Raw genomic sequence first — 22134 nt, 5'->3', positions numbered from 1 at the left:
GTAGAAGACATGAAATGCGCTGGTGCTTCTAGGCTGAACGTATGCATTTTTCACGCGCACGCACTGTTTCTCCCCGCCTCGACGTGGTCGCATCGTCGCCGTCGACCAATAGTGAACTGCGTGAACGGTTGACGACCGAAGGTGCCGACTCGTGGCCGCACCTGTCGGTGCTCCTCACCGACAACCAGTCGTCGGGCAAGGGCCGACTCGATCGCACGTGGCACACGCCCCCGGGCACGGCGCTGGCAATCTCGGTTGTGCTCGACGTGCAGCACCTCGGCGCGGAACTGCGCGGATGGCTGCCGCTGGTAGCAGGCCTCGCCATGAGACATGCGATAGCCCAGCAGTGCCAGGCCCGCACCGTGAGCGTGAAGTGGCCCAACGACATTCTTATTGGCGAACGCAAAATATGCGGCATTCTTGCCGAAGTCGTCGACACCCAGCGCGTGATCATCGGCACCGGAGTCAACACTGCCATGACCACCGAACAGGCACCGGCGGCCACCGCAACCTCGTTCGCAATGGAGGGCACCACGTGCGACGCCGATCGCCTGCTCAGCGACTACCTGCAGCACCTCGATAGTCACGTGAAATCTCTTATTCGTGCCGGAAACGCCAGCAGCAGTGGCATCCTCTCTGAAGCACGCCAGCACTGCTCCACTCTGGGTCAAAAAGTTCGCGTCATGCTGCCCCACACCAGCGACCTTCACGGCACAGCCCATGACATCGCCGATGACGGCCGCATCATCGTTCGCACAGAAAACGGCGACCACACCATCTCGGCGGGCGACATCGTGCACCTGCGCGCTCAATAAAACCGCCAACCCGTCAATACGGCGCAGCCCGCCCGAGTCGGTGACAATAGAAGCGTGAACGACATGGGTGCAGCGGTGGGGAGGCCTCTCACGCCACCGCCAGGAGTCAGCGAACAGGAGCGACTGATCGCGCGACTGCGCCGCCATGCGCGTTCGCTTGCGTGGTCGGCGCTGGCGCTTATCGCAGCATCCGGAATCGTCGCCTACTTCTACGACAACCTTCCCGCTCCCTGGGAAAACTGGATGCTGCTCACCGCTGCTGCCGCGGTCGTTGTGATTACCGTTCTTGTGCCGTTTTTACGCTGGCGTACACGCCACTGGGCCATTACGACGCGTCGAGTGATTGAGACACGCGGAATCTTTGTGCGTCGCCGCCGCGAACTCAGTCATGTGCGCGGCTACACCATTACGGTGCGTCGAGGGCTGCTGCAACGACTGTGGCGGGCAGGTACCATCACACTCTCCGACGGCGTTGACCAGCCGATTGTGCTGCAAAACATTCCGCACGTCGCACTCGTGCACGAAACCCTCACCGACCAGATCGAAGTCAACCAGATACTGGCGCACCGCGACGCACAAGCCGCAACCTTCACCTCGCACGACGAATAAAACACACAAAATAGGCATCCTGTGCGCAACCGCGTGGCGCGTGCGTGAGAATAGAAGGCGACAAAAGGAGGCCACCCCATGGCACTGCGTGTAGGCGTCATCGGTGCAGGACAACTGGCGCGCATGATGATCGCACCGGCCGTCGAACTCGGACTCGAGATCAGTGTCCTCGCCGAAGCAGAAAACATGTCGGCGGCGCTCGCAGCAACCCAGGTGGGTGACTACCGCGACGAGCAAACAGTGCGACAGTTCGCCACAACCGTCGACGTTATTACCTTCGACCACGAACACGTGCCGCAAAGCGTGCTCCGCGCACTCGAAAACGATGGTGTGCGCGTACACCCCGGACCGGATGCGCTGCAGTACGCGCAAGACAAACTCGTCATGCGGCAGCGCCTCGCCGAACTCGGTATTCCCCAGCCCGAATGGGCGCGGGTAGCAACCACCACCGAACTCGACGCCTTTATTGCCGAACACGGTGGTCGCGCCGTGGTGAAAACCCCGCGCGGTGGCTACGACGGCAAGGGCGTACGCGTTGTGACAGCGGCCGCCGAGGCCGCCGAATGGTTCGAAGCGCTCGCTGACGGAGACGCACTGCTCGCCGAAGAGCTGGTGCCCTTCGTGCGAGAACTTGCCCAGCAGGTGGCACGCCGACCGAGCGGAGAAATGGCCGTCTACCCGATTGTTGAGACCGTGCAGCGCGACGGAGTATGCGCGGAAGTGCTTGCCCCTGCTCCCCGCGCTGGTGAGCGGCTGGCCGAGGCGACGGCACACATCGGTACCGCTATTGCCCAGGGATTGGGAGTGACCGGGATGCTTGCCGTCGAACTGTTTGAAACCGATGACCAGCGGATTCTCGTGAACGAACTCGCCATGCGCCCCCACAACTCGGGCCACTGGAGCCAAGACGGAGCCATCACCGGACAGTTCGAACAGCACCTGCGCGCCGTTGCCGACCTGCCCCTGGGCGAGACCACGCCGCTGCGCGAATGGTCAGTCATGGTCAACATCTTGGGTGGCCCCGAAGACGGCACCATGGCCGAGCGGCTCCCGCTCGCACTCGGCGACCAGCCCGGCGTGAAAGTGCACACCTACGGCAAAGCGCCACGGCCCGGCAGAAAAGTGGGGCACGTGACAGCCGTCGGCGACGACCTTGATGACACGGTGTTCGCTGCACGGGCTGCAGCCAACCACTTCGCATAACCTTGGGGGGTGACTGTGCCACTACATTCCTCCACCCAGCCCCTCGTGGGCGTCATCATGGGCTCTGACTCTGACTGGCGAGTCATGAGCGACGCCTCGCAGGCCCTCACCGACTTTGACATACCGCACGAGGTCGAAGTGGTCTCGGCCCACCGCACGCCCGACAAGCTGCTGCGCTATGGGCGTGAAGCGCGGGCACGCGGCATCCGGGTCATTATTGCCGGTGCCGGTGGTGCCGCCCATCTACCAGGCATGATCGCTTCGATGACCGCCCTACCCGTTATCGGTGTGCCGGTGCCGCTGGCATACCTTGACGGTATCGACTCGCTGCTGTCGATCGTGCAAATGCCCGCAGGTATTCCCGTTGCCACCGTTTCGATCGGTGGGGCACGTAACGCCGGCCTTTTGGCTGCACGTATTTTGAGCACGAGTGACACCGCGCTCGCCGACCGAGTAGAAGAATACGCACGCGAACTGGAAGGACAGGTCGAGGCGAAAAATCGCCGACTGAAGGACTCCCTGTGACCCTGCACCGTCAGCCACACCACACCACCACGCCACCCCTCGTTCAGGCCGAACCACTGCGCTACCCCGACACCGAATCGGTGCGGATGATGACGCGCCGGGGATGGTGGCTTGTTGCCGTCAACATTCTCATTCCCGGTTCGGCACAGGTATTGGCGGGGCGGCGGCGACTGGGTCGCATCGGTCTGCGGTCGACCATGTTTTTGTGGTTCGCGGCGATTGTCGGGATTATTCTTGCCATCGGGGCACGGCAGGCGCTGCTGTGGCTATTTGTGGGTGGCGGTTGGATTTCGTGGGTTGCTCTTACTCTCGTGCAGTTGCTGTTGCTAGCCTATGCGCTGCTGTGGCTCGTGCTTACCTTCGACATGCTGCGTCTGGTGCGCCTGGTACGAGTGGCGCCGCTAGCCCGCGTAGCGATTCCGCTCGTGGCCGTGTTGGTGCTCACGCTCTTGGGGGCCGCGGCCGTATATGGTGCATCCGTGGTCGGCTCGAGCAGAAGCGCGCTCACGACAGTGTTCGGTAAGGGCGGGCCGAGCCTGCCACCCAGCGACGGCTACTACAACGTGCTGCTGTTGGGTGCCGATAGTGGTGAAGAACGCGACTCGATGCGCTTCGACAGCATTTCGGTCGTCTCGGTCAACGCAGAGTCGGGTGCCGTCACGATCACGGGTATTCCTCGCGACCTGCCCGGTTTTCCGTTTAGCGAAGGGCCCATGCACGACCGCTATCCTGACGGTTTTTATGAGCACGACGACGAAGAATGTGGCTGGGGAGCCGGGATTAACCAGTTGACCAACGCGGTCGAGGAGTGCACTGAGGGTGAAGCGCTGTATCCGGATGCCGAGACACAGGGCTCTACCCCTGCCGTCGAAGCGACCAAGGATGCGGCGGAGGGCATCCTGGGCATTTCGATTCCCTACTATGTGGCGATCGATATGCACGGTTTTGCGCAGCTGATTGATGCGCTCGGTGGCGTCGATATCGAAGTCTCGGAGCGCCTGCCCAAGGGTGGCGGACCCGCTTATGACGATCAGCCGGCCGACGAGTGGGCGATCGGATGGATTGAGCCCGGGCAGCAGCACATGGATGGCGATACGGCCCAGTGGTACGCGCGGTCACGGTACACCACCGACGACTGGGACCGGATGCTGCGCCAGCGCCAGCTACAAGAAGCAATTCTGGCGCAGTTCACACCGCAAAACGTGCTCGCCCGCTTTCATGAGGTCGCGGCGGCAGGAACAGCGGTTGTGCACACCGATCTGCCGCAGGGCAAGCTTCCTGAGTTTTTTGACCTCATGCTGAAGGCTAAACAGCAACCGGTAACCACGATAGAACTGACTCCCGAGTTTGGCGTTGACGAGTGGAATCCCGACTATGAGGCGGTGCGGCAGCTTGTGCAGAGCACGCTGCATCCGCCGGCAGAAGACGACGAAGAATAGCCCGCTGTGTGACACTGTGCACAGCGTGTACGCGTGGGAGGGCGCTGGGGCATTACTCTCATTGCATGGTTGTTCTGTTGCGGGTTGTGCTCGATCAGCTGGTTGCTCCCAGCAATCCCGACTTTGCGGTTGCTTCGCGCGGGCTCGCCGAGGGGCTGATTCGAGTGGCCCCGCAGGGCTGTGGTGTCGAGGCGATTTTGCCGGCGGGGGAGGGCGGTGAGCTCGAAGGGGCAGCGACTACTCGCCGGTTGCGTTGGGGGCGTCGCGAACTCGTAGCGGCATGGCCCATGGGTGTGCCATCCGGTATGGGCTCGGGCATGTTTCATTCGCCCACACTGTTGTCGCCCATGATGCGTCATGATCGTGCCCACGACGCCACGCAAACCGTAGCGACACTGTGGAACCTTGAAGCCTGGGAGGCTCCCGAGCGGCTACCGCGTGCCCACGTCGGCTGGCAGCGGGCGATGTTGCGCAGGGTAGCGCGCCACGCCGATGCGGTTGTCGTGCCCTCGCATGCGATTGCTGAGCGCTTGGCCGAGCTGGCACCGGTGCGTGAGCGCACTCGCGTTATTGCGGGGGCTGCGCCGATCGGCTTTTCTGTACCGGATGACGCAGAAGAACGCCGCCGCGAACTCTCGCTCCCCGAGGAATACGTGGTTGTTGTCGGCGACGAAACCACGCTGTATGCCGGGTTTGTCGCGGCCGCCGCGGTCGATCTTCCGGCCGTTGTCGTGGACGCGAAAGAGGGGCAAGAGCCAGCCTGGGCAGCTATTGCCGCCGAGGCAGGGCTTGCAGAGAACCGTGCGCATATTCGTCTGTGGCTCGACGACGATGACCGTGCCGCGGTGTTGCATGGTGCATCGGTGGTCATCGGCACCTCGCCACGATCAGCATGGCCATGGCGAATTATCGAGGCCATGACGCTGGGGGTTCCCGTGGTCGCTGTCGATAGCGGAGTGCATCGCGATGTCGTGGCCGATGGGGGAGAAGTGGTTGCCGAGGCAGATCTTGCCGATGCGGTTCGTGGGGTGGTTGGGGAGACTACCGAGCGCGCGCAGGTTTTGGCCGCTGACCGGGCGCGAGCTTTCTCGTGGCTGAGCAGCGCCGAGCGAGTGTGGGCACTGCACGCCGATCTTTAGAGCACGACGTTTGTCCTCATAAAGATTAGATACTCTCGTTGCGCATTCTTTGCGTGTCTGCCGGTTTAAGTACTGGACATCGGTCAAGCTGTTCGCATGTCCCGAACCTCTTTAGGCTCGCGACGCCTGTCTGCCGTGGCACGGTGGATGGCGGCGTTGGCCGTCTGTGCTGCGCTTGCTGTTGCCATTCCTGTGGATACAGCAGCGAGCGTGACGCAGGATTCGGCGCAGCCCGCACCCAGCGCCATCCAACCGGCAACGCTGGTGGGTTTTGCGCCGGGAAATATTATTTCTGACGCCGTATTTTTTGACAGCACTACCATGACGGCCGCGCAGATCGACAGCTTCTTGCGCGGCAAAGTATCGCGGTGCCAATCCGGCTACGTGTGCCTGAAAGATTTCCGGCAGACGAGCGTGACCCGCCCCGCCGACACCTACTGCAAGGGATACACAGGGCGCAGTAACGAGACCGCCGCCGACATTATTTATCGCGTATCGCAGTCGTGCGGAATTAACCCGCAGGTCATCCTCGTCATGCTGCAAAAAGAACAGGGGCTCGTCACCCACACGTGGCCCAGCCAGTGGCGCTACGACGCAGCACTGGGGCAGGGCTGCCCCGACGACGCGCCCTGCGACCCCGCTTTCGTTGGCTTTTTTCACCAGATTTATGGCGCTGCCCGCCAAATGAAGATCTATGCCGAAGGCGAATATTTCACCTGGTACGCACCCGGCAATACATGGAATATTCGTTACCACCCCAATGTGTCGTGTGGCAGTGCTCCCGTCTATATCGAAAACACGGCAACAGCAGCCCTGTACTACTACACTCCTTACCAGCCCAACGCTGCCGCTATGCGCGCCGGATACGGCGAGGGCGACGCCTGTTCGGCCTATGGCAACCGCAACTTCTATAACTACTTCACCGACTGGTTTGGGTCGACTCAGACCCCTCCCGGGCCCCCTGCACCGCCGAGCGTACCGGCACCGGTCATTTCATCCTTTGACACCGACAGCTACGTTGTGGCGCTCGACAGTGACGGTGTGGTGTGGGCCTACCCTGTGCGCGAGGAGCGGTGGAACACCCGCATCCGGTTGGCCTATGTTCCCGGTGGAACAAGCATTGTCGGCGTCGGTGACCTTGATGGCGACGGACACCGCGACCTCATCGCCACAGCCAACAACCACCGCGACGTCTATCTGCTGAGAGGCAATGGGCAGGGCAAGTACACGTCGACCAAGCTGAACGTGAACTGGTCGGGCTCGCGCGCCGTCACCGCGGCAGGAGACTTTGATGGCGACGGTATTCCCGACGTCTTTACCGTCGCCAGCGACGGACAACTCCTGCTGTGGTCGGGCGATGGGGATGGCGGTTTTCTGCCGGGTCGTAAAGTCGGCGCTAAATGGGAGGTAATGACGTCGATCTCGGGCGGTGCCGACCTTGATGGCGACGGTATAGCCGACCTTTATGCTCAGCATAAAGACGGCCGACTCCTCGTCTATTACGGTGCCGGTGGCGGACGCTGGGATGGCAGCCGTCAGGTTGGCGTCGGCTTTGACCGGATGCGCACCGTCTTTCAGGCCGGAGACATCAATGCCGACGGCCGCACCGACGTCTTCGGCGTCGACACGGGTGGACTCATCACCGTGTACCCCGGCATCGGCAATGGTGGTGGCATTCGTACGGGCGAAACAACCGGACACGGATGGAACGTCATGAAGGGACTGAGCGCCGCGGGGCCTGTCGTCACCGGACCCCGAGAAAAAGCTCCCGTGCATGCAGGAGCAGGCGATGTTAACGGCGACGGCACACAAGACGTGCTCGCCGTCGCACCCAACGGTGACCTCACGCTCTATGGCGGAAACGGCCAGGCCGGATGGAAACCGGCGAAGGTCGTGGCATCCGGCTGGTCACAAAAAGACAAGCTCGTCACGCTCGGTGATTTTGATGGCGACGGCATTGCCGACATCGGGCGCATCACCACCAAAGGCGAATTCTTGCTGTATTCCGGCGACGGCAACGGCGGCTACGCGAAACCGCGCACGATCGGGGCGGGCTGGCAGACCATGACCGCGGTCGTCGGCGGTATTGACTTTGATGGCGACGGAGCCTACGACGTCTTAGCGCGCACCAGTAAAGGCGAACTCGTGCTCTACCGCGGAAACGGCCGCGGAGGCTGGTTAGCTGACCGGCCGGTCGTGGGAACAGGATGGAATGTTGCCGACAAGATCATCAACGCCGGCGACCTCGACAGCGATGGCTATGCCGATATCGTCATGAAACGCAGCGACGGCAGCCTCTGGATCTATCCGACCAATGGCCGCGGGGGCTGGGGTAAATACCGCCAGATCGGTACCGGATGGAACATCATGACCGATCTGATCGGACCGGGCGACTTCTCAGGAGACGGCATCCCCGACCTGCTCGCTCGCGATAGCGACGGCGACCTGTGGATATATACCGGTAAGGGCAACGGGGCCTGGGGTCCGCGCTGGGTTATCGGCTGGCGCTGGCACACCCATACGCCGCTGGGTTAAACCGTGCCCCACAGGCTGGGTGAAGCAGCGCCTCGTGCTCCCCTAGACTGGATCGGCGCGTATCATCCCGATCGGAAAGAAGTGCGTGAACGATCAGTCTGAACTTTTTGCTGCCGTGCCGCGCAGCCAGTTCGATGTACCCGGCAAAAGCCACGGGCTCATCGACGTGGTGCGCTGGCGCTATCTGCTGAGCCTTCTTATTCGCACCGGTGTCACCACCCGCTACCGCAACTCGGTGCTGGGTTGGACCTGGTCGTATGTGCGCCCGGCCGCACAGTTCCTGGTGTTTTGGGTTGTGCTCGGGGTTTTCATGAACCTCAACCGCGGCATCCCCAACTACGCCGTCTACCTGTTCTCGGGCATTGTCGTCATCAACCTCTTCTCGGAGGCATTCAAGAACGCGACCACCTCGATCGTGCATAACGCGCCGCTCGTACGTAAGGTATATCTACCGCGTCAGCTGTTTGCTGTCTCGGCCGTCGTTGTCGCTCTCGTGCACTTCTTGCCACAGCTCGCCCTGCTGCTGATCGTGTGTCTGCTGCTGGGCTGGCTCGCCCATATTACGGTGACCGCACTGCTGGCCATTCTCGCTGCACTCGTCATTGTTGTTGTGTTTGCTCTCGGCATTGGGCTTTTGTTCGGCGCGCTCAACGTGCGCTACCGCGACTCAGAGAACATCGTCGAGCTGCTGCTGCTGCTCGCCACGTGGGCGTCACCCGTGCTGTACTCGTGGACCATGGTGCAAGAGGCGCTCCTCGACAAACTGGGGTGGCCACAGTGGGTGCTCGAGCTCTACATGCTCAACCCCATCACGCACGCCGTTGAGCTGTTCCACTATGGCTTATGGCGCCCCGCCACCGAAAACATGGTGGGTGCCGCCGACTACACAGGACTACCCATGATGCCGCTGCCCGACAACCTCGGGTGGAACACGCTGTGGGCGTTCCTTATCGCGATCGTCACGCTCTTCATTGGTCAAGCCGTGTTCCGCCGCCTCGAAGGAAGGTTCGCTCAAGACCTATGAGTACACCACTTTCTGCGCGGCCCAGCGTCATCATCGACCGCGTCCACAAAACTTTTCTTCTCAACCACGCTTTTTCTTTTAAAGACACCGTCGTTGCGTGGATTCGTCGCCGCAAAACCACGAGCGTTTTCGAAGCGCTCAAAGGCATCAACGTCGTCATTAATGAGGGCGAATCGGTGGCTATTCTCGGGCGCAACGGCTCGGGCAAATCAACCCTGCTCAAACTGGTCTCGGGTGTTATGGAGCCGGATGCCGGTGCTGTGCTCACACGTGGGCAAGTGGCCGGGCTCATCGAAGTCGGTGCCGGTTTTCACCCCGAACTCTCTGGCCGCGAGAACGTTTTCTTGAACGCAGCCATTCTGGGCATGAAACGTAAAGACATCGAAGCACGCTACGACGAGATCGTGGCGTTCAGCGAGATCGGTGAGTTTATTGACCAGGAGGTCAAGCACTACTCGTCGGGCATGTTTATGCGCCTTGCTTTCTCTGTGGCTATTCACGTTGATCTTGACGTGCTGCTAGTAGACGAAATTCTTTCGGTGGGCGACGCTCCCTTCCGCGAAAAATGTCGAGCAAAGTTTGAAGAGCTCATCGCCGCAGGAAAAACCCTTGTTGTTGTGAGCCATGACGCAGAGATGGTGCGCGAACTGTGCCAGCGCGGCGTCGTTATCAGCAAGGGTGAGGTGGTTTTCGACGGCGACGTCGAGCAGGCGCTGAACCATATGGAGCAGGCATGAACGGGTGGCTGCCCGCACTACCGGCGCTCCTCATAGCAGCCTTCCTCGTTGTCGTCCCCGGATTACCCGCAGCCTTTTTGTTACCGTTGCGTGGAATCGCTCGGCTCGGTGCAGCCATGGCACTCTCGCTCGCCTCGATCGTGGTCGCCTCGGTTATTGCTCCGATGCTAGGGCTGCAATGGTCGGTGCTCGTCGTTCTCGCCGTCGCAGCCGTGGTCACCATTATTGCCGCCGTCATACGCACACGATGGCGCGGCTCAACGGTCGTGTTTGCGCCCTCGGCAGGCGGAGCATGGGTAGCAGCGGCGGTCGTTGCAGCCGCCGTCGGCTGGAGCATTATTCTCACTGCCGGAATCGCTTCTCCCCAGCATCCAAGCCAGCTCTATGACGGCATCTATCACCTGAATGCAGTCGAATTTATTCTGCAGAACGGCGATGCATCGCCACTGCACATGACCATGGCGACACCGCGCCGCGCGTCAACGTTCTACCCCAACCTATGGCACGCACTCACGAGCCTCGTCGCCATGATTAGCCCGTACAGCATTGTCGTGTCGACCAACGCCGTCACCGTCGTTGTTGTTGCTCTTATCTGGCCCGTGGCGCTTGCCGTGCTCGCCCGCGCCCTCTTTCCCGGCACCGCTGTTGCGGCCGTGGCAGCGCCGCTGCTCAGCTTCTGTTTCGCCGTCTACCCGCTCGGTTTTCTCAACTGGGGTGTTCTCTATCCCAACCTGCTCGGTGTAGCGCTCAGCCCGATCCTGATCGCGTGCGTCGTATGGGTAACACGACCCGCGCTCGTCACCTCGGTGCGAATAGCGCTCCTGCTGCTGACCCTCGCAGCCGCCGGTGCCGTAGCCATCGCTCACCCCTCCGCATTGATCGGCGCTCTCGCCCTCCTGATACCGGCATTTGGTGCCGCGCTGTGGCGCTACTGGGGCACAAGCACATCACGGTCGCACCGGGTTCGTGTGGCCTCGGTCGTGATTGTTGCGACCGCCGCACTTCTGTTCGTATGGGTACGGGCCAACGTGAGCACGCATGAGTGGATGCCGGGTGCAACACTGGCACAGGCCATGGGCGAAGCCGCATTCCTCAGCCCACTCGGGCGATCAACAGGGCTCCTGCTCGGGCCCCTCGCAGTGATCGGAGCCGTGCGCCTTATCCGCCAGCGCCGCTGGTGGCCCGTCGTATCGCATGTGATCGCCGTATTCCTGTTCCTCATGGCCACCTGGTTCACGATTCTGCCGATCCGCACCTTCTTCGTCGGCATCTGGTACGACGACACGACCCGGGTAGCAGCGCTCATGGTCATCATGGGTATACCGCTGGCGGCATATGGCGCAGACGCCGTTGTTGGCTGGCTGCGCAGCATCCGGAAGCAAGGCCGTTCGGCACTTGCCGCGGCACTCACCGTTCTGCTGGTTGCCGCCGGCGCCACTCACCTCTTAGCCGTCAAAAACGACGTGCGCATGATGCGCAACACCAGCTTCGTGTTCTCAGAAGAATCTCGTGGCCTGAGCCCCGACGAACTCGCTGTGATCACCGAAGCTTCCCGCCTCATCGGCCCCGACAGCGTCGTACTCGGAGACCCGCTCACCGGGGCAGGGTTGCTGTACGCCTACGCTGGGCACTCCGTGGTCTTCCCGCACATCTCAGGGTCATACGGCCCCTATGCAACTCTTCTGGCCGAAGAATTCCGTGACGGTGGTCGAGAAGTGTGCGAAGCGATCGACGAATTGGGGGTCGACTTTGCCCTCGACTTCGGCTCACGCAGCCTGTACCCCAAGATCGACGCGATGTATGCCGGACTACACGACCTCGACGAGTCGCCCATGGTGACCGAGGTGCTGCGAGTAGGCGACGCCGCACTGTTCGAGGTCACCGGCTGCGACCTCGAGTAGCCGGCTGTGCTCGACTAGCCGGCTCAGCTCGACTGGTTGGTCTTGCTCGATTAGCCGGCTGTGCTCGACTCACCGGCTCAGCTCGACTCACCGGCTCGGCGCCAGCATCCGGAGTTTCTTGGCGCGGTTTCTCGGCCGGACTTGCCCCCCGTTTGTCTGACACTTTGCTATTTTTGGGCCCGAAACCGGCGAATTTGTCGGACAAGTGAGAATCTGTCAGACAAGTGAGGGGTGTCGCACTACTCAAGCGGGCAGTGCTGGGCGTCTAAGCCTGCTCGTCGGCCGAACTCGCACCTGAGTCCGACTCTGCCGACGACTTGTGCGCAGCTTCGGGGCGGGGTTCACGCGCAGCATCCGGCTGCGAATCGTGCGGAGCATCCGGCACAGGTTCGTGGTGCAGGGCGTCGCTCAGCGCGGTGCGGCGGGCAAGAAGGGTGATTTTGCGCTGCATGGTGACGTTGCGGCGGTACTGCGTGTACATGAACGTGACAAACATGACGACGAGTGCGTACAGCAGTAGGTCGGTGCCTCGACCGACGCCCACCAGTTTGGCGAGCCACGTGAGCCACTGCGGAAAAAGTACGGACAGTACTGCGGCGACGACGAACAGCATCATGAGGAGGCGGCGAATAGCCAGGTGGCTGTCGGCGCCGGTGCGGCGCATCATGAGGGCGCCGAGAATGATCAGCGCGGCGATGAGTAGAAATTGAATCCACATGGCTATTTCACGATCAGGTCGACCAAGATGTTGACAGAGTTCAGTACGCTCTGCCCTTTGCCCTTGGAATAGTCGGTGTAGAGAAGTTCGACGGGGTATTCGCGCCACGGTAGCCGCGTGCGGCCCAGTTCGAGCACGATTTCGGTGGCGTGTGCCATGCGGTCCTGTTTGAGTTCGATGCGTTCGGCGGCGTCGCGGCGAATGACGCGCAGGCCATTGTGGGCATCAGTGAGCTTGAGGCTCGTGGTGAGGTTGGTGACCCACACCGCTGTTTTGAGAATGACGCGTTTAATCCAACCGGGGTTGGTGCGTTTGTCAAGAAAACGGGAGCCGAAAATGATGGAGAGGTTGTCGGCGCGTGCCAGAGCAACCATGGCGAGTGCGTCTTCTACCCGGTGTTGTCCATCGGCGTCGAAGGTGACGATGTAGTCGCAGGAGTCGTGAGCGAGCGCATACTCGAACCCCGTCTGCAGCGCGGCGCCCTGACCGAGGTTGATCGGATGCTGCACAAGGTGGGCACCTGCTGCCTGAGCTGCCTGCGCAGAGCCGTCACTGGAACCATCATCGATGCACACGATATTGCTGAAGTGGGGGAGGAGCCCGTGGATGACACCGGCAATCACGCTTGCCTCGTTGTACAGAGGAATAACGACCCACGTGCGAGGGTCGGGCGTGGAACCCGGAGATTCGGGGGAAGACATGGTTCTATTGTGTCAGGTGTCGGCCTGAGAACGTGGAGGCCGACGGTTTGACTATTCCGGATGCGGAGTTTCATGCGGCACATGGGCCAGGCAGCAGTAATCGCTACGCGACTGTACCCGCCGGAGGTGACGGCGGCCAGTTTCCGGATGCAGGCGATAGCGCAGGCACTCGCAGAAAGCACCAGTACAGGCAGCGCCAGTGCAGAAGGCAGCGGTGTGACCGTGCTCACCACGCGGCCGCCCGCTGAGGCCGGTGCGGTCGCCGATCCGGCGGGCGTTACCGTGCGCCGCGCGCGGGTGCTGCGGGATCGTTCGGGCGCTATCCGCGGCTATGTGCAGTACATGTCTTTTGATATCCCGCTGTTTTTTCGTTTGTTAGCGACAAAGACGGAGCTGTCGGCGGTGCTGGTGGCGGAGGCCCCGCCGACGACCGGGCTCGTCACGCTTATTGCGGCACGGTTGAAGCGGCGTCGCATGGTGTATTACCCGGGCGATGTGTGGACCGACGGTGTTATTGCGATGGGGGCTGCTCAACCTGTTGTTGCGGTGATGCGGTGGTTGGAGACCCGAGTGTTGCGCGGCGCTGATCACGTGTTGTCGGTGTCGCCTGAGGTGACGGAGCGGCTGGTCGCTTTGGGCGCGCGTCCTGAACGCGTGCATCTGGTGGGTAATGGTGTTGATACGACGGTGTTTCATTCGCGGGTTGCTGCCGCCGAGTCTGCGAAACCATATTTTGTGTATACCGGCACGATGTCGGAGTGGCAGGAGCCGGATATTTTTATTCGCGCGCTGGCACAGCTTCACGACGATGTTGAGCTGCGTTTTTTTGGTCAGGGTGCTGTCGAAGAGCAACTGCGTAAATTGGCCGAGCAGATTGCTCCGGGCCGGGTGCATTTTGGCGGCTTGGTACCGCCTGCGCGTTCGGCCGAATGGATCCGTGGTGCGGTGGGTGCGCTGGTGAGTATTGTTCCGGGTATCGGTTATGACTTTGCCCGACCAACGAAGACGTATGCGGCGGCAGCGTGTGGCACACCTGTGCTGTTTACCGGCCCCGATACGGGGGCGCAGGTTGTGCGTGAGGGTGATCTCGGCTGTGCGGTGGAATTTACTCCGGATGCTGTTGCCCAGGCCATGCGCGAGCTTCTTGAGCAGTTCCAGAACGGCCACACCGAAGCCCACCGTGAGCGGAGGGCGAGCTATATTGCCGCGCATCACTCTTTGGCGGCTGCCGGTGAGCGTGGTGCGAGCGTCATCCGGAGTCTGTCGTGACGGCGCGTAGAATGAAAACCCCGTCTGTTGGCGGCCATCCACTCAGGAGTCCATCACTGTGACTGATTCTTCTCGTGTGCGGATCGTTGATTCCGCCGATGTTTCACCCGATGCAACGATTGGCGAGGGGTCGTCGATTTGGCACCTGGCGCAGGTGCGTGAAAAGGCTCGGCTGGGCAAGAACTGCATTGTGGGCCGTGGCGCCTATGTGGGCACGGGCGTTGTTATGGGTGATGGTTGCAAAGTGCAAAACTATGCCCTCGTGTATGAGCCGGCGCGTCTGGCCGAGGGCGTTTTTATTGGCCCCGCGGTGGTGCTGACCAACGACACGTATCCGCGAGCGATTACTCCGGATGGCACGCAAAAGAGCGCCGACGACTGGGAGCCGGTGGGTGTGACGATTGAGCGTGGCGCGTCCATTGGGGCGCGAGCGACGTGTGTTGCTCCGGTCACGATTGGTGCGTGGGCGACGGTTGCGGCCGGTGCCGTGGTGGTAAAAGATGTTCCTGCCTATGCGCTTGTTGCCGGTGTTCCGGCGCGCAGGCTGGCATGGGTGGGGGAGGCCGGTGTTCCTTTGGTTCCGGCCGATGACAGTGGCCGGTATGAGTGCCCGCAGACAGGGCACACGTACCGCGAGCATGAAGGTATTTTGACGAAGGAGACGCTGTGAGCGCATTCATCCCACCCGCGAAGCCGATTATTGGCGATGAGGAGCGGGAAGCCGTCGACCGTGTGCTGCGCAGCGGAATGGTGGCGCAGGGCCCCGAGGTTGCGGCTTTTGAAGAGGAATTTTCTCGGCACTTTGTTCAGGGTTTGCCTTCGGTAGCCGTGAACTCGGGAACAGCAGGTTTGCATCTGGGTCTTTTGGCTGTAGGTGTGGGTGCAGGGGATGAGGTTATTGTTCCCTCGTTTACGTTTGCTGCTACGGGTAACTCGGTGGCGTTGACGGGTGCCACCCCGGTGTTTGCCGATATTGAGCCCGAGACTTTTACGCTCGATCCGGATGCTGTTGAGGCAGCCATCACCCCGCGTACGAGGGGCATCATGCCGGTGCACCTGTATGGCCACCCCGCTCGTATGCGCGAGTTGGGTGAGATCGCACAGAAGCACGGCATCGCGCTGTATGAAGACGCAGCGCAGGCGCACGGTGCTTCGCTCGACGGACGGCCGGTGGGCACCTATGGCGAATTTGCCATGTTTAGTCTGTATCCCACGAAGAACATGACCAGTGGTGAGGGCGGCATGGTGTCGACGGCCACGGGTGAGATCGCACGTCAGGTGAAACTGTTGCGTAACCAGGGTATGGAGCGCCAGTACGAGAACGAGATCATTGGTTTTAATGCGCGCATGACCGATATTCATGCCGCTATTGGCCGTGTGCAGTTGACGAAGGTCGATGCGTGGACGGCAACGCGTCAGCAGAATGCGGCTTATCTTGATGAGCACCTGTCGGGCGTGACGGTGCCGCATGTCGCCGAGGGTGCCGTGCACGTGTACCACCAGTACACGATCAGGGTGCCGGAAGACCGTGACGGTTTTGTTGCGGCGCTGCGAAACGAACACAATGTGGGCGCGGGTGTTTACTATCCGATTCCTAACCACCGTTTGCCTTCGCTGGCCCCATATGCTCCGGGTCTTGATCTGCCCGAGACTGAGCGTGCCGCTGCCGAGGTTGTTTCTCTGCCCGTGCATCCCTCGCTGACACAGAGTGAGCTGGAGCGCATTGTTGCGGCGGTCAACACGGTTGTTGAGGCGGGTGCCTGATGGCTTTGCGGGCGGGCCTGCTGGGAGTGGGCATGATGGGTCGTCATCACGCGCGTGTGCTGCGTGAGGTCGACGGGGTTGATCTAGTGGGTATTGCCGACCCCGGTGGTGACCCCCACGGCGTGGGGGGCAAGCTGCCCGTGCTGCCCGATATCGATGCGCTGATTGATGTGGGGCTTGACGTTGCGGTTGTTGCCGTGCCGACTAGGTTTCACGAGGAGGCAGCGCTCAAACTGGCTGCTGCCGGTGTGCACACTCTGGTAGAGAAGCCGATTGCGCACAGTGTTGAGGCGGGACGCCGCATGGTCGAGGCTTTCGACGCTGCGGGTCTTGTCGGCGCGGTGGGCCATATTGAGCGTTTTAACCCGGCGCTACAGCAGATGCGTCGCCGCATTGAGGCAGGCGAACTCGGTGCTGTTTATCAGGTCGCTACGCGACGCCAGGGTCCGTTCCCGGCACGTATCGCCGATGTTGGTGTGGCAAAAGATCTTGCTTCGCACGATGTTGATCTCACAGCCTGGGTTGTGCAGTCCGACTATGAGCGGGTCTTTGCGCAAACGGCGTTTAAGAGTGGCCGCGAATACGAAGACATGATCGTTATTGCAGGCCGTACGCGCTCGGGCGTAATGGTTAACAACATCGTGAACTGGCTGAGCCCCATGAAAGAGCGCGTGACCGTTGTCACGGGCGAAAAAGGTGCGTTTGTGGCCGACACGATGACGGGCGACCTCACCTTTTATGCCAATGGCACGGTGCCGGTGGAGTGGGAGTCGGTGTCGAGCTTCCGGGGCGTGTCGGAGGGCGACGTCACCCGCTACGCGTTTACTAAGCGTGAGCCGCTTCGGGTCGAGCATGAAGCGTTCCGTGACGCGGTGCTGGGTAACGCCACCGATGTGGTCACGATGGCTCAGGGCCAGCGCACACTTGAGGTGGTTGAGGCCGCTCTGGAATCGGCACGCACGGGCGAGAGTGTCGCTATCGATTAGCGTCGCCGTCACCGACTAAGTGCCGCTAACCCCGTCTCGTCAACCGTCGAGAGGCGGGGCTAGCGTTCGCTGTCGACAAGGCCCGCGAGCTGTGCCTGCAGAGCAAAGTCGGGCACGGCGCGCACGAGCTCGTCGAAGGTGCCGTGGGCGATAAGTTCGCCGTCGCGCATAAAGAAAATGCGGTCGGCATGGCGAATCGTGGCTAGACGGTGGGCGACCAGGATCACGGTCGCTTGGCCGTGAAGCGCGGCAATAGAGCGGCCCACGGCGGCCTCTGTGGCCGTGTCGAGCGCGCTCGTGGCTTCATCCATCACGAGCACGAGAGGGTCAGAATACAGTGCGCGGGCGATGCCGAGGCGTTGGCGTTGTCCGCCTGAGAGTGAAAGCCCGCGTTCTCCGACGCCGCCGGTGATTCCGCCATCACGCGCTTCAATAACATCGAGCAGCTGCGCCTGATGGAGGGCGTCACGCACCCGGTCGGCGTCGTAATCGTCGTTCCAGGTGATGGCAACGTTCTGGGCGATCGAGGCATCAAAGAGCGCAACATCCTGCGGCACATACGCCACGCGTTCGCGCCACGATCGCGTGAGGCTCGTCAGATCAGTGTCGTCAACATTGATGGCACCCGAAGTGGGTTCGATCAGCCCGAGTAGCAGGTCGACCATGGTTGATTTGCCGGAACCGGATGCCCCGACAAAGGCCACGGTGTGCCCAAAAGGTATTTCGAGGCTGACGTTTTTGACCGCGTCAGCAGCATCCGGAGAATAACGGAACGTGACGTCGCGCACGTGCAGAGCCCGCGGTTCTGTGGGGAAGAGGAGCGAGGGGCGCTCGAGCAGGTGTGCGGCGCTGCGCTCGGAGTCCCACAGCTGGTCGAGCACAATGCGGGCGTGCGGGGTGTTGGCGGTCATCTGCGAGATGACGGCCTGAAAGCGCACAACAGAGGGGGCGAGTCGGAAACCCGCAACAGCGAACAGGGCAACCGAAGTGAGTGCGGCTGTTTCGCCACCCGCCACCCAGCCGACCGCGCCGATCAAGACGATTCCGCCAACGATCGCTGATTCGAGCACAAACCGTGGCACCTGCCCGAGAAACTGCACGTTTGAGCGTGCGCGAGTGGTGTGGCGGCGGTTATCGGTCACGACATCGGCGGCATCACCAATACGCCCGCGCAGTGTGAGTTCTTTCATGGCACCGATAATCTCGGTCATGAGGCGCACCGTGATCATGGTGTACTTCACGTTGACGCGGCCCGCCTGTTTTGCACGGCGTGACACCCACACAAACAGCAGCAGCCCGATAAGGCCGAGGTAAACAAGTGTTGTTACGGCGACGAGGGGCTGTGCAATACCGAGCACACCGATCACGACCACGAGGCTGGCAAGTTCACCAAACAGCGTAGAACCAGGCAGGAGAAAACCGGCAATCGTGACGCCAACGCTGCCATCGGTCATGCGCACGACCTCAGTGGAGTTTTTCTTTAATCGCTCTGTCCACGGCGCGCGCAGATAGGCACCGAGAAGCCGGGCGCCGATAGCCAGTTCGTAGGCCGCAAATTTTCGGGTGGCAAACCACAGCAGAACAACGGATGCCACACCTTTCACCACAATGAGAAGGCATACAACGCCCAGCACAAGAAAGATGAGCGGGCCCTGCAGTTCGCCGACGAGGGGCAGAGTGACAGACGACCCGGTCGCGAGTGGCCCGATCACAACAGCCACGAGCATGAGCGCCACGGCATCGAGAATCGACAGCGCTCCCAGTCCCGTCGAATAGCCGCGCAAGAATCGCCGCGCACCATCGGGAAGCGCTGTGAGGAGCTCTTTATACAGAGCCCAAAGATCCTTCATAGCGTGCAGCCTTTCGGTGCGAGTCGTTCGCGCGGCAAAGTCATGCCACCCAGGCGAGTCTAATTCTTCTGCGCCGCGACTTTCTGCCCGTCTCACGAGAGCCGCGGCTTCGTGAACCGAACCTCGGGCGGGCGCTCAGCTCGAGGCGGATAGAATCGACCCGCACCATCGCCCCGGGCGACTGTGTCTACGGAAGGAAACGAATGACCACTCGTCGGCGAATTGCTTTTGTCGTGTTCAATGACGTGTACCGCGACTCTCGGGTGTTAAAAACGGCCGATAGTGCCGTTGAAGCCGGTTTCGAAGCACGCATTTTTGCCTTTGGCGGCCCCCTGTCGCGCTATCCGGCGGGGGTAGAAAAACGGCCCAGTGGTGCCGAGATTGTGCGCCTGGCGATTCTTCCTGACCGGCTCCCGTTTATGCAGGGAGTAGTTGACCGCATGCGGGCTCGCCATGCTGCGCGCCCCGCGGTTATCGCACCCGCCGTACCGGCCGCAGCAGTGCCCGAGAGCGAGAAGCCATCTGCCGCGCCCAGCCAGCAGAGCACACCGAACACGCCGAGTAAGCCCAGCGTGCTCGCAGCGGCGATGGCACGATTCCGTCGCGACCGGATGCGCTGGGTCGCTGAGCTTCGAGCGGCAGACTTTCGGCGGCGTGCGGCACGCAGCATCCGGGCCTGGAAACCCGATCTGGTGCATGCGCACGATGCCAACACTCTCGAGGTTGCGATCGATGTGCAGCGGCGCAGCGGCGTGCCCTTTGTGTACGACGCGCATGAACTGTGGGAAGAACGCAACGCTGTGCGCACCCCGCGCCAGGCGTTGGCCGAGAAAAAACTTTTGGATGAGGCCAGCGCGCTCATGGCCGGCAGTATTACCGTGTCACCCGGTATTCAAGACTGGATGACCCAGCGCTATCAGCTGCGAGAGTCGCCGATTCTGGTGCGCAATATTCCGCACGCGCGCACGCAGCCGGCGTCTCGCGACCAGGGGCAACTGCGTGCCCTCACCGGGCTCACCGACGACGACAAGATCGTGGCCTATGTGGGCGGTATCACTACCGGCCGCGGAATCGACGAGGCCATTGCGGCACTGGCACATCTGCCGAACGATGTGCATCTGGTGCTGCTGGGACACGGTGCTGATGAGGCTCTCAAACTGTTTCGCGCGCTCGCCGCCCACCACGGCGTGTCGGATCGCGTGCACTTTGCTGGCTCGGTGCCTTCTGAGCAGGTGTCGACGGCGGCGGCCGATGCCGATGTTTCGCTCGTGTTTACGCAGCCGAAAAATCTTAGCTATATTCACAGCCTGCCCAATAAGCTCTTTGAGTCGATACACGCAGGCCTGCCGGTTGTTGCCAGTAAACTGCCGGATGTCACGGCGCTGGTCACACACTATGGTGTGGGTGAACTTGTCGAACCCGACGACATCGAAGCCATGGCGCAGGCAATCGGTACGGTGCTTGCCGACAGTGCGGCATACCGTGAGCGTTCTTTGCAGGCAGCGCAAGAACTCACCTGGCAGGGCGAGATGGCGCGTCTGCATGAGCTGTATGACGCTGTGCAGAGCGAGCCGGAGCGCCGCGTGCAGTAGGACGGTTTAGTTGTCGAAAGCGCTCACGAGCGCGAGAAATTTCTTGTGCTCGTTTTCGGCGTTGAGTTCAGCTGCGGCGGCAACCGACCCCTGTTTGTAGGCGCGAACGTCGTTGGGCGTCACGTGCGACAGTGCTGCGACGAGGTCGGCTGTATGCCACCCCGAAACAACCGTGCCGTTGCCGTACGTGTGCACGACGTCGGCCATCATAGGGCTCTCGCCAATGACAACACCGAGTCGTGCCTGGATGGCTTCGAACAACTTATTGGGCAGCGCAAACCGCAGATTCTCGGTGGTTGGCGGATAAAACATGACCTCGAGGTCGAACTCGTTGATGCGTGAAGCAATCTGATCAACGGCCACCGGTGGCACGAGCCGGGCCCGGTCGCCGAGCGGGGCGATGGCGGCCTCGACCTCGTCGATACCCTGATGCGAGGCCACCAGCATGAGGTGCAGCCGAAACCTCTCGGGCAACTTACCCATGGCGTCGATGAGGCACCGCAGCCCGCGTTCCCACGCGGCCGCACCGTGATACACCAGGTCGATGGTGTCGCTATCGACGGGTGAGGGCGACAGGTCTTCGCGTGGGGGACAGTTTTTGATCAGCTGAGGTTCGGGCACGCCAAACTCATCACGGTAAAGCTCAGCAATACCGCGAGCCACGGTAGACCGGGATCGAATTCGTGCGTCGGAAATAAAACGCCGTGTCCATTTGCGCAGCGGCGTGCCCAGCCACCAGCCGCGCAAATGCTTGCCCAGATGCGGCGGAAAATATTCGTGCAGGTCGAGGTGAACGCGCGCTGCGGTGCGAGGCAGATGCTGGATGATGGGCAAGAGCACGATGTCGTTGATGAGAACGAGATCATAGGAGTCGTCCGCAAGTTTGCGATACATTTCGCGGGCGATGCGATGACCAAACAGCACCGTGAACTTGAGTTTTTGCGGCAAGAAAACATGCACAAAGGCTTTTGTGCCCATGAATCGAAGCCACGGCTTCTCGGCCCGAAACTCGAAGTGCTCGCGTACGCCATCGAGCGCCGCCGGACCGAGCCCCACCGTGTCCACACTCCACCCTTCTGCGGTGAGCCATTCCACTTCGCGGCGCACTCGCGGGTCGCGCTGCAGATTGGTGTGCGAAACAACAAGGGCGTGACCGGGCATGCGCGCTCTCCTGTGAGCCGGGCAAGCATATCCGTCTCATCGACAGCAGGCGGAATCTTGCGGTGGGTCGTGAGTGTCACGACGGTAACACGTGCGGTGTTTACTGCGGCGCTTACGCGCAGATACGTCGAGAATGAATGTTCGGCGTGTAGCCTCGGTGAAGCGA

19 protein-coding genes are annotated in these 22134 nt (G+C 61.5%); 15 read left to right on the top strand and 4 right to left on the bottom strand.

What is annotated here, in order from left to right; genetic code table 11:
* Nucleotides 1-41 precede the first annotated feature (41 nt).
* The 10 genes from ACQUSW_RS04770 (at nt 42) to ACQUSW_RS04725 (ending at nt 11927) form a co-directional block, all read left to right on the top strand.
* Nucleotides 42-815 carry a biotin--[acetyl-CoA-carboxylase] ligase gene (locus ACQUSW_RS04770; RefSeq protein WP_428931096.1) on the top strand — a complete coding sequence of 258 codons (774 nt, stop codon included), beginning with the start codon at nt 42-44 and terminating at the stop codon, nt 813-815.
* Nucleotides 816-878: 63 nt separating this feature from the next.
* Complete coding sequence (locus tag ACQUSW_RS04765; protein ID WP_428931288.1) at nt 879-1424, top strand: PH domain-containing protein; 546 nt, start codon at nt 879-881, stop codon at nt 1422-1424.
* A gap of 78 nt (nt 1425-1502) precedes the next feature.
* Nucleotides 1503-2627, top strand: a complete 1125-nt coding sequence (locus tag ACQUSW_RS04760; RefSeq protein ID WP_428931095.1) for a 5-(carboxyamino)imidazole ribonucleotide synthase — start codon at nt 1503-1505, stop codon at nt 2625-2627.
* A 57-nt stretch (nt 2628-2684) separates the two neighbouring features.
* Nucleotides 2685-3152, top strand: coding sequence for a 5-(carboxyamino)imidazole ribonucleotide mutase (gene purE, locus ACQUSW_RS04755; protein WP_428931287.1), 468 nt, complete (start codon nt 2685-2687; stop codon nt 3150-3152).
* Nucleotides 3149-4591 (top strand): LCP family protein, encoded by a 1443-nt coding sequence (locus ACQUSW_RS04750; RefSeq protein WP_428931094.1) that lies wholly within the window; start codon nt 3149-3151, stop codon nt 4589-4591. The genes purE and ACQUSW_RS04750 overlap by 4 nt, the downstream gene beginning before the upstream one ends.
* 65 nt (nt 4592-4656) lie before the next feature.
* Nucleotides 4657-5730, top strand: a complete 1074-nt coding sequence (locus tag ACQUSW_RS04745) for a glycosyltransferase (protein WP_428931093.1) — start codon at nt 4657-4659, stop codon at nt 5728-5730.
* Between the two features lie 96 nt (nt 5731-5826).
* Nucleotides 5827-8265: an FG-GAP repeat domain-containing protein gene (locus tag ACQUSW_RS04740; RefSeq protein ID WP_428931092.1), complete on the top strand. Its 2439-nt coding sequence runs from the start codon at nt 5827-5829 to the stop codon at nt 8263-8265.
* Between the two features lie 85 nt (nt 8266-8350).
* On the top strand, nt 8351-9289 hold the full coding sequence (locus ACQUSW_RS04735; protein ID WP_428931091.1) for an ABC transporter permease: 939 nt from the start codon (nt 8351-8353) through the stop codon (nt 9287-9289).
* On the top strand, nt 9286-10026 hold the full coding sequence (locus tag ACQUSW_RS04730) for an ABC transporter ATP-binding protein (RefSeq protein WP_428931090.1): 741 nt from the start codon (nt 9286-9288) through the stop codon (nt 10024-10026). Before ACQUSW_RS04735 ends, ACQUSW_RS04730 begins: the two co-directional genes overlap by 4 nt.
* A complete protein-coding gene (locus ACQUSW_RS04725) occupies nt 10023-11927 on the top strand; it encodes a DUF6541 family protein (RefSeq protein ID WP_428931089.1) in 1905 nt (634 codons plus the stop codon). Before ACQUSW_RS04730 ends, ACQUSW_RS04725 begins: the two co-directional genes overlap by 4 nt.
* Before the next feature lie 265 nt (nt 11928-12192).
* Here ACQUSW_RS04725 and ACQUSW_RS04720 read toward each other — a convergent pair whose 3' ends face one another.
* Together ACQUSW_RS04720 and ACQUSW_RS04715 are read right to left on the bottom strand one after the other, a co-directional pair.
* Nucleotides 12193-12645, bottom strand: coding sequence for a DUF2304 domain-containing protein (locus tag ACQUSW_RS04720; RefSeq protein ID WP_428931088.1), 453 nt, complete (start codon nt 12643-12645; stop codon nt 12193-12195).
* Nucleotides 12646-12647: 2 nt separating this feature from the next.
* Complete coding sequence (locus tag ACQUSW_RS04715) at nt 12648-13346, bottom strand: glycosyltransferase family 2 protein (RefSeq protein WP_428931087.1); 699 nt, start codon at nt 13344-13346, stop codon at nt 12648-12650.
* Between the two features lie 60 nt (nt 13347-13406).
* Here ACQUSW_RS04715 and ACQUSW_RS04710 point away from each other — a divergent pair, with 60 nt between their 5' ends.
* From ACQUSW_RS04710 to ACQUSW_RS04695, 4 genes are read left to right on the top strand one after another with little or no spacing between them, the layout of a single operon-like run.
* Nucleotides 13407-14615 (top strand): glycosyltransferase family 4 protein, encoded by a 1209-nt coding sequence (locus tag ACQUSW_RS04710; RefSeq protein ID WP_428931086.1) that lies wholly within the window; start codon nt 13407-13409, stop codon nt 14613-14615.
* Nucleotides 14616-14673: 58 nt separating this feature from the next.
* Entirely contained in the window at nt 14674-15285 is a 612-nt protein-coding gene (locus ACQUSW_RS04705) for an acyltransferase (protein WP_428931085.1), read from the top strand.
* Complete coding sequence (locus ACQUSW_RS04700) at nt 15282-16379, top strand: DegT/DnrJ/EryC1/StrS family aminotransferase (RefSeq protein ID WP_428931084.1); 1098 nt, start codon at nt 15282-15284, stop codon at nt 16377-16379. The genes ACQUSW_RS04705 and ACQUSW_RS04700 overlap by 4 nt, the downstream gene beginning before the upstream one ends.
* On the top strand, nt 16376-17365 hold the full coding sequence (locus ACQUSW_RS04695) for a Gfo/Idh/MocA family oxidoreductase (RefSeq protein WP_428931286.1): 990 nt from the start codon (nt 16376-16378) through the stop codon (nt 17363-17365). Before ACQUSW_RS04700 ends, ACQUSW_RS04695 begins: the two co-directional genes overlap by 4 nt.
* 59 nt (nt 17366-17424) lie before the next feature.
* Here the strand turns inward: ACQUSW_RS04695 and ACQUSW_RS04690 are convergent, their stop codons facing one another.
* A complete protein-coding gene (locus ACQUSW_RS04690; protein ID WP_428931083.1) occupies nt 17425-19215 on the bottom strand; it encodes an ABC transporter ATP-binding protein in 1791 nt (596 codons plus the stop codon).
* Between the two features lie 203 nt (nt 19216-19418).
* On the opposite strand from ACQUSW_RS04690, the gene ACQUSW_RS04685 reads away from it, so the two are divergent.
* Nucleotides 19419-20807 carry a glycosyltransferase gene (locus ACQUSW_RS04685; RefSeq protein ID WP_428931082.1) on the top strand — a complete coding sequence of 463 codons (1389 nt, stop codon included), beginning with the start codon at nt 19419-19421 and terminating at the stop codon, nt 20805-20807.
* A gap of 6 nt (nt 20808-20813) precedes the next feature.
* Here ACQUSW_RS04685 and ACQUSW_RS04680 read toward each other — a convergent pair whose 3' ends face one another.
* Nucleotides 20814-21968 carry a glycosyltransferase gene (locus ACQUSW_RS04680; protein ID WP_428931081.1) on the bottom strand — a complete coding sequence of 385 codons (1155 nt, stop codon included), beginning with the start codon at nt 21966-21968 and terminating at the stop codon, nt 20814-20816.
* Nucleotides 21969-22134: the final 166 nt, after the last annotated feature.

Origin of the sequence: Microbacterium luticellae (assembly GCF_050408645.1) — a bacterium.
Classification (GTDB): Bacteria; Actinomycetota; Actinomycetes; order Actinomycetales; family Microbacteriaceae; genus Microbacterium.
This window is presented reverse-complemented; position numbering and strand designations above follow the sequence as displayed.

Coding starts and splice junctions, on each gene's coding strand:
- ACQUSW_RS04770 (WP_428931096.1), top strand. CDS start 42: ATGCATTTTTCACGCGCACGCACTGTTTCTCCCCGCCTCGACGTGGTC.
- ACQUSW_RS04725 (WP_428931089.1), top strand. CDS start 10,023: ATGAACGGGTGGCTGCCCGCACTACCGGCGCTCCTCATAGCAGCCTTC.
- ACQUSW_RS04690 (WP_428931083.1), bottom strand. CDS start 19,215: ATGAAGGATCTTTGGGCTCTGTATAAAGAGCTCCTCACAGCGCTTCCC.
- ACQUSW_RS04745 (WP_428931093.1), top strand. CDS start 4,657: ATGGTTGTTCTGTTGCGGGTTGTGCTCGATCAGCTGGTTGCTCCCAGC.
- ACQUSW_RS04730 (WP_428931090.1), top strand. CDS start 9,286: ATGAGTACACCACTTTCTGCGCGGCCCAGCGTCATCATCGACCGCGTC.
- ACQUSW_RS04760 (WP_428931095.1), top strand. CDS start 1,503: ATGGCACTGCGTGTAGGCGTCATCGGTGCAGGACAACTGGCGCGCATG.
- purE (WP_428931287.1), top strand. CDS start 2,685: ATGGGCTCTGACTCTGACTGGCGAGTCATGAGCGACGCCTCGCAGGCC.
- ACQUSW_RS04720 (WP_428931088.1), bottom strand. CDS start 12,645: ATGTGGATTCAATTTCTACTCATCGCCGCGCTGATCATTCTCGGCGCC.
- ACQUSW_RS04710 (WP_428931086.1), top strand. CDS start 13,407: ATGCGGAGTTTCATGCGGCACATGGGCCAGGCAGCAGTAATCGCTACG.
- ACQUSW_RS04740 (WP_428931092.1), top strand. CDS start 5,827: ATGTCCCGAACCTCTTTAGGCTCGCGACGCCTGTCTGCCGTGGCACGG.
- ACQUSW_RS04680 (WP_428931081.1), bottom strand. CDS start 21,968: ATGCCCGGTCACGCCCTTGTTGTTTCGCACACCAATCTGCAGCGCGAC.
- ACQUSW_RS04685 (WP_428931082.1), top strand. CDS start 19,419: ATGACCACTCGTCGGCGAATTGCTTTTGTCGTGTTCAATGACGTGTAC.
- ACQUSW_RS04715 (WP_428931087.1), bottom strand. CDS start 13,346: ATGTCTTCCCCCGAATCTCCGGGTTCCACGCCCGACCCTCGCACGTGG.
- ACQUSW_RS04765 (WP_428931288.1), top strand. CDS start 879: ATGGGTGCAGCGGTGGGGAGGCCTCTCACGCCACCGCCAGGAGTCAGC.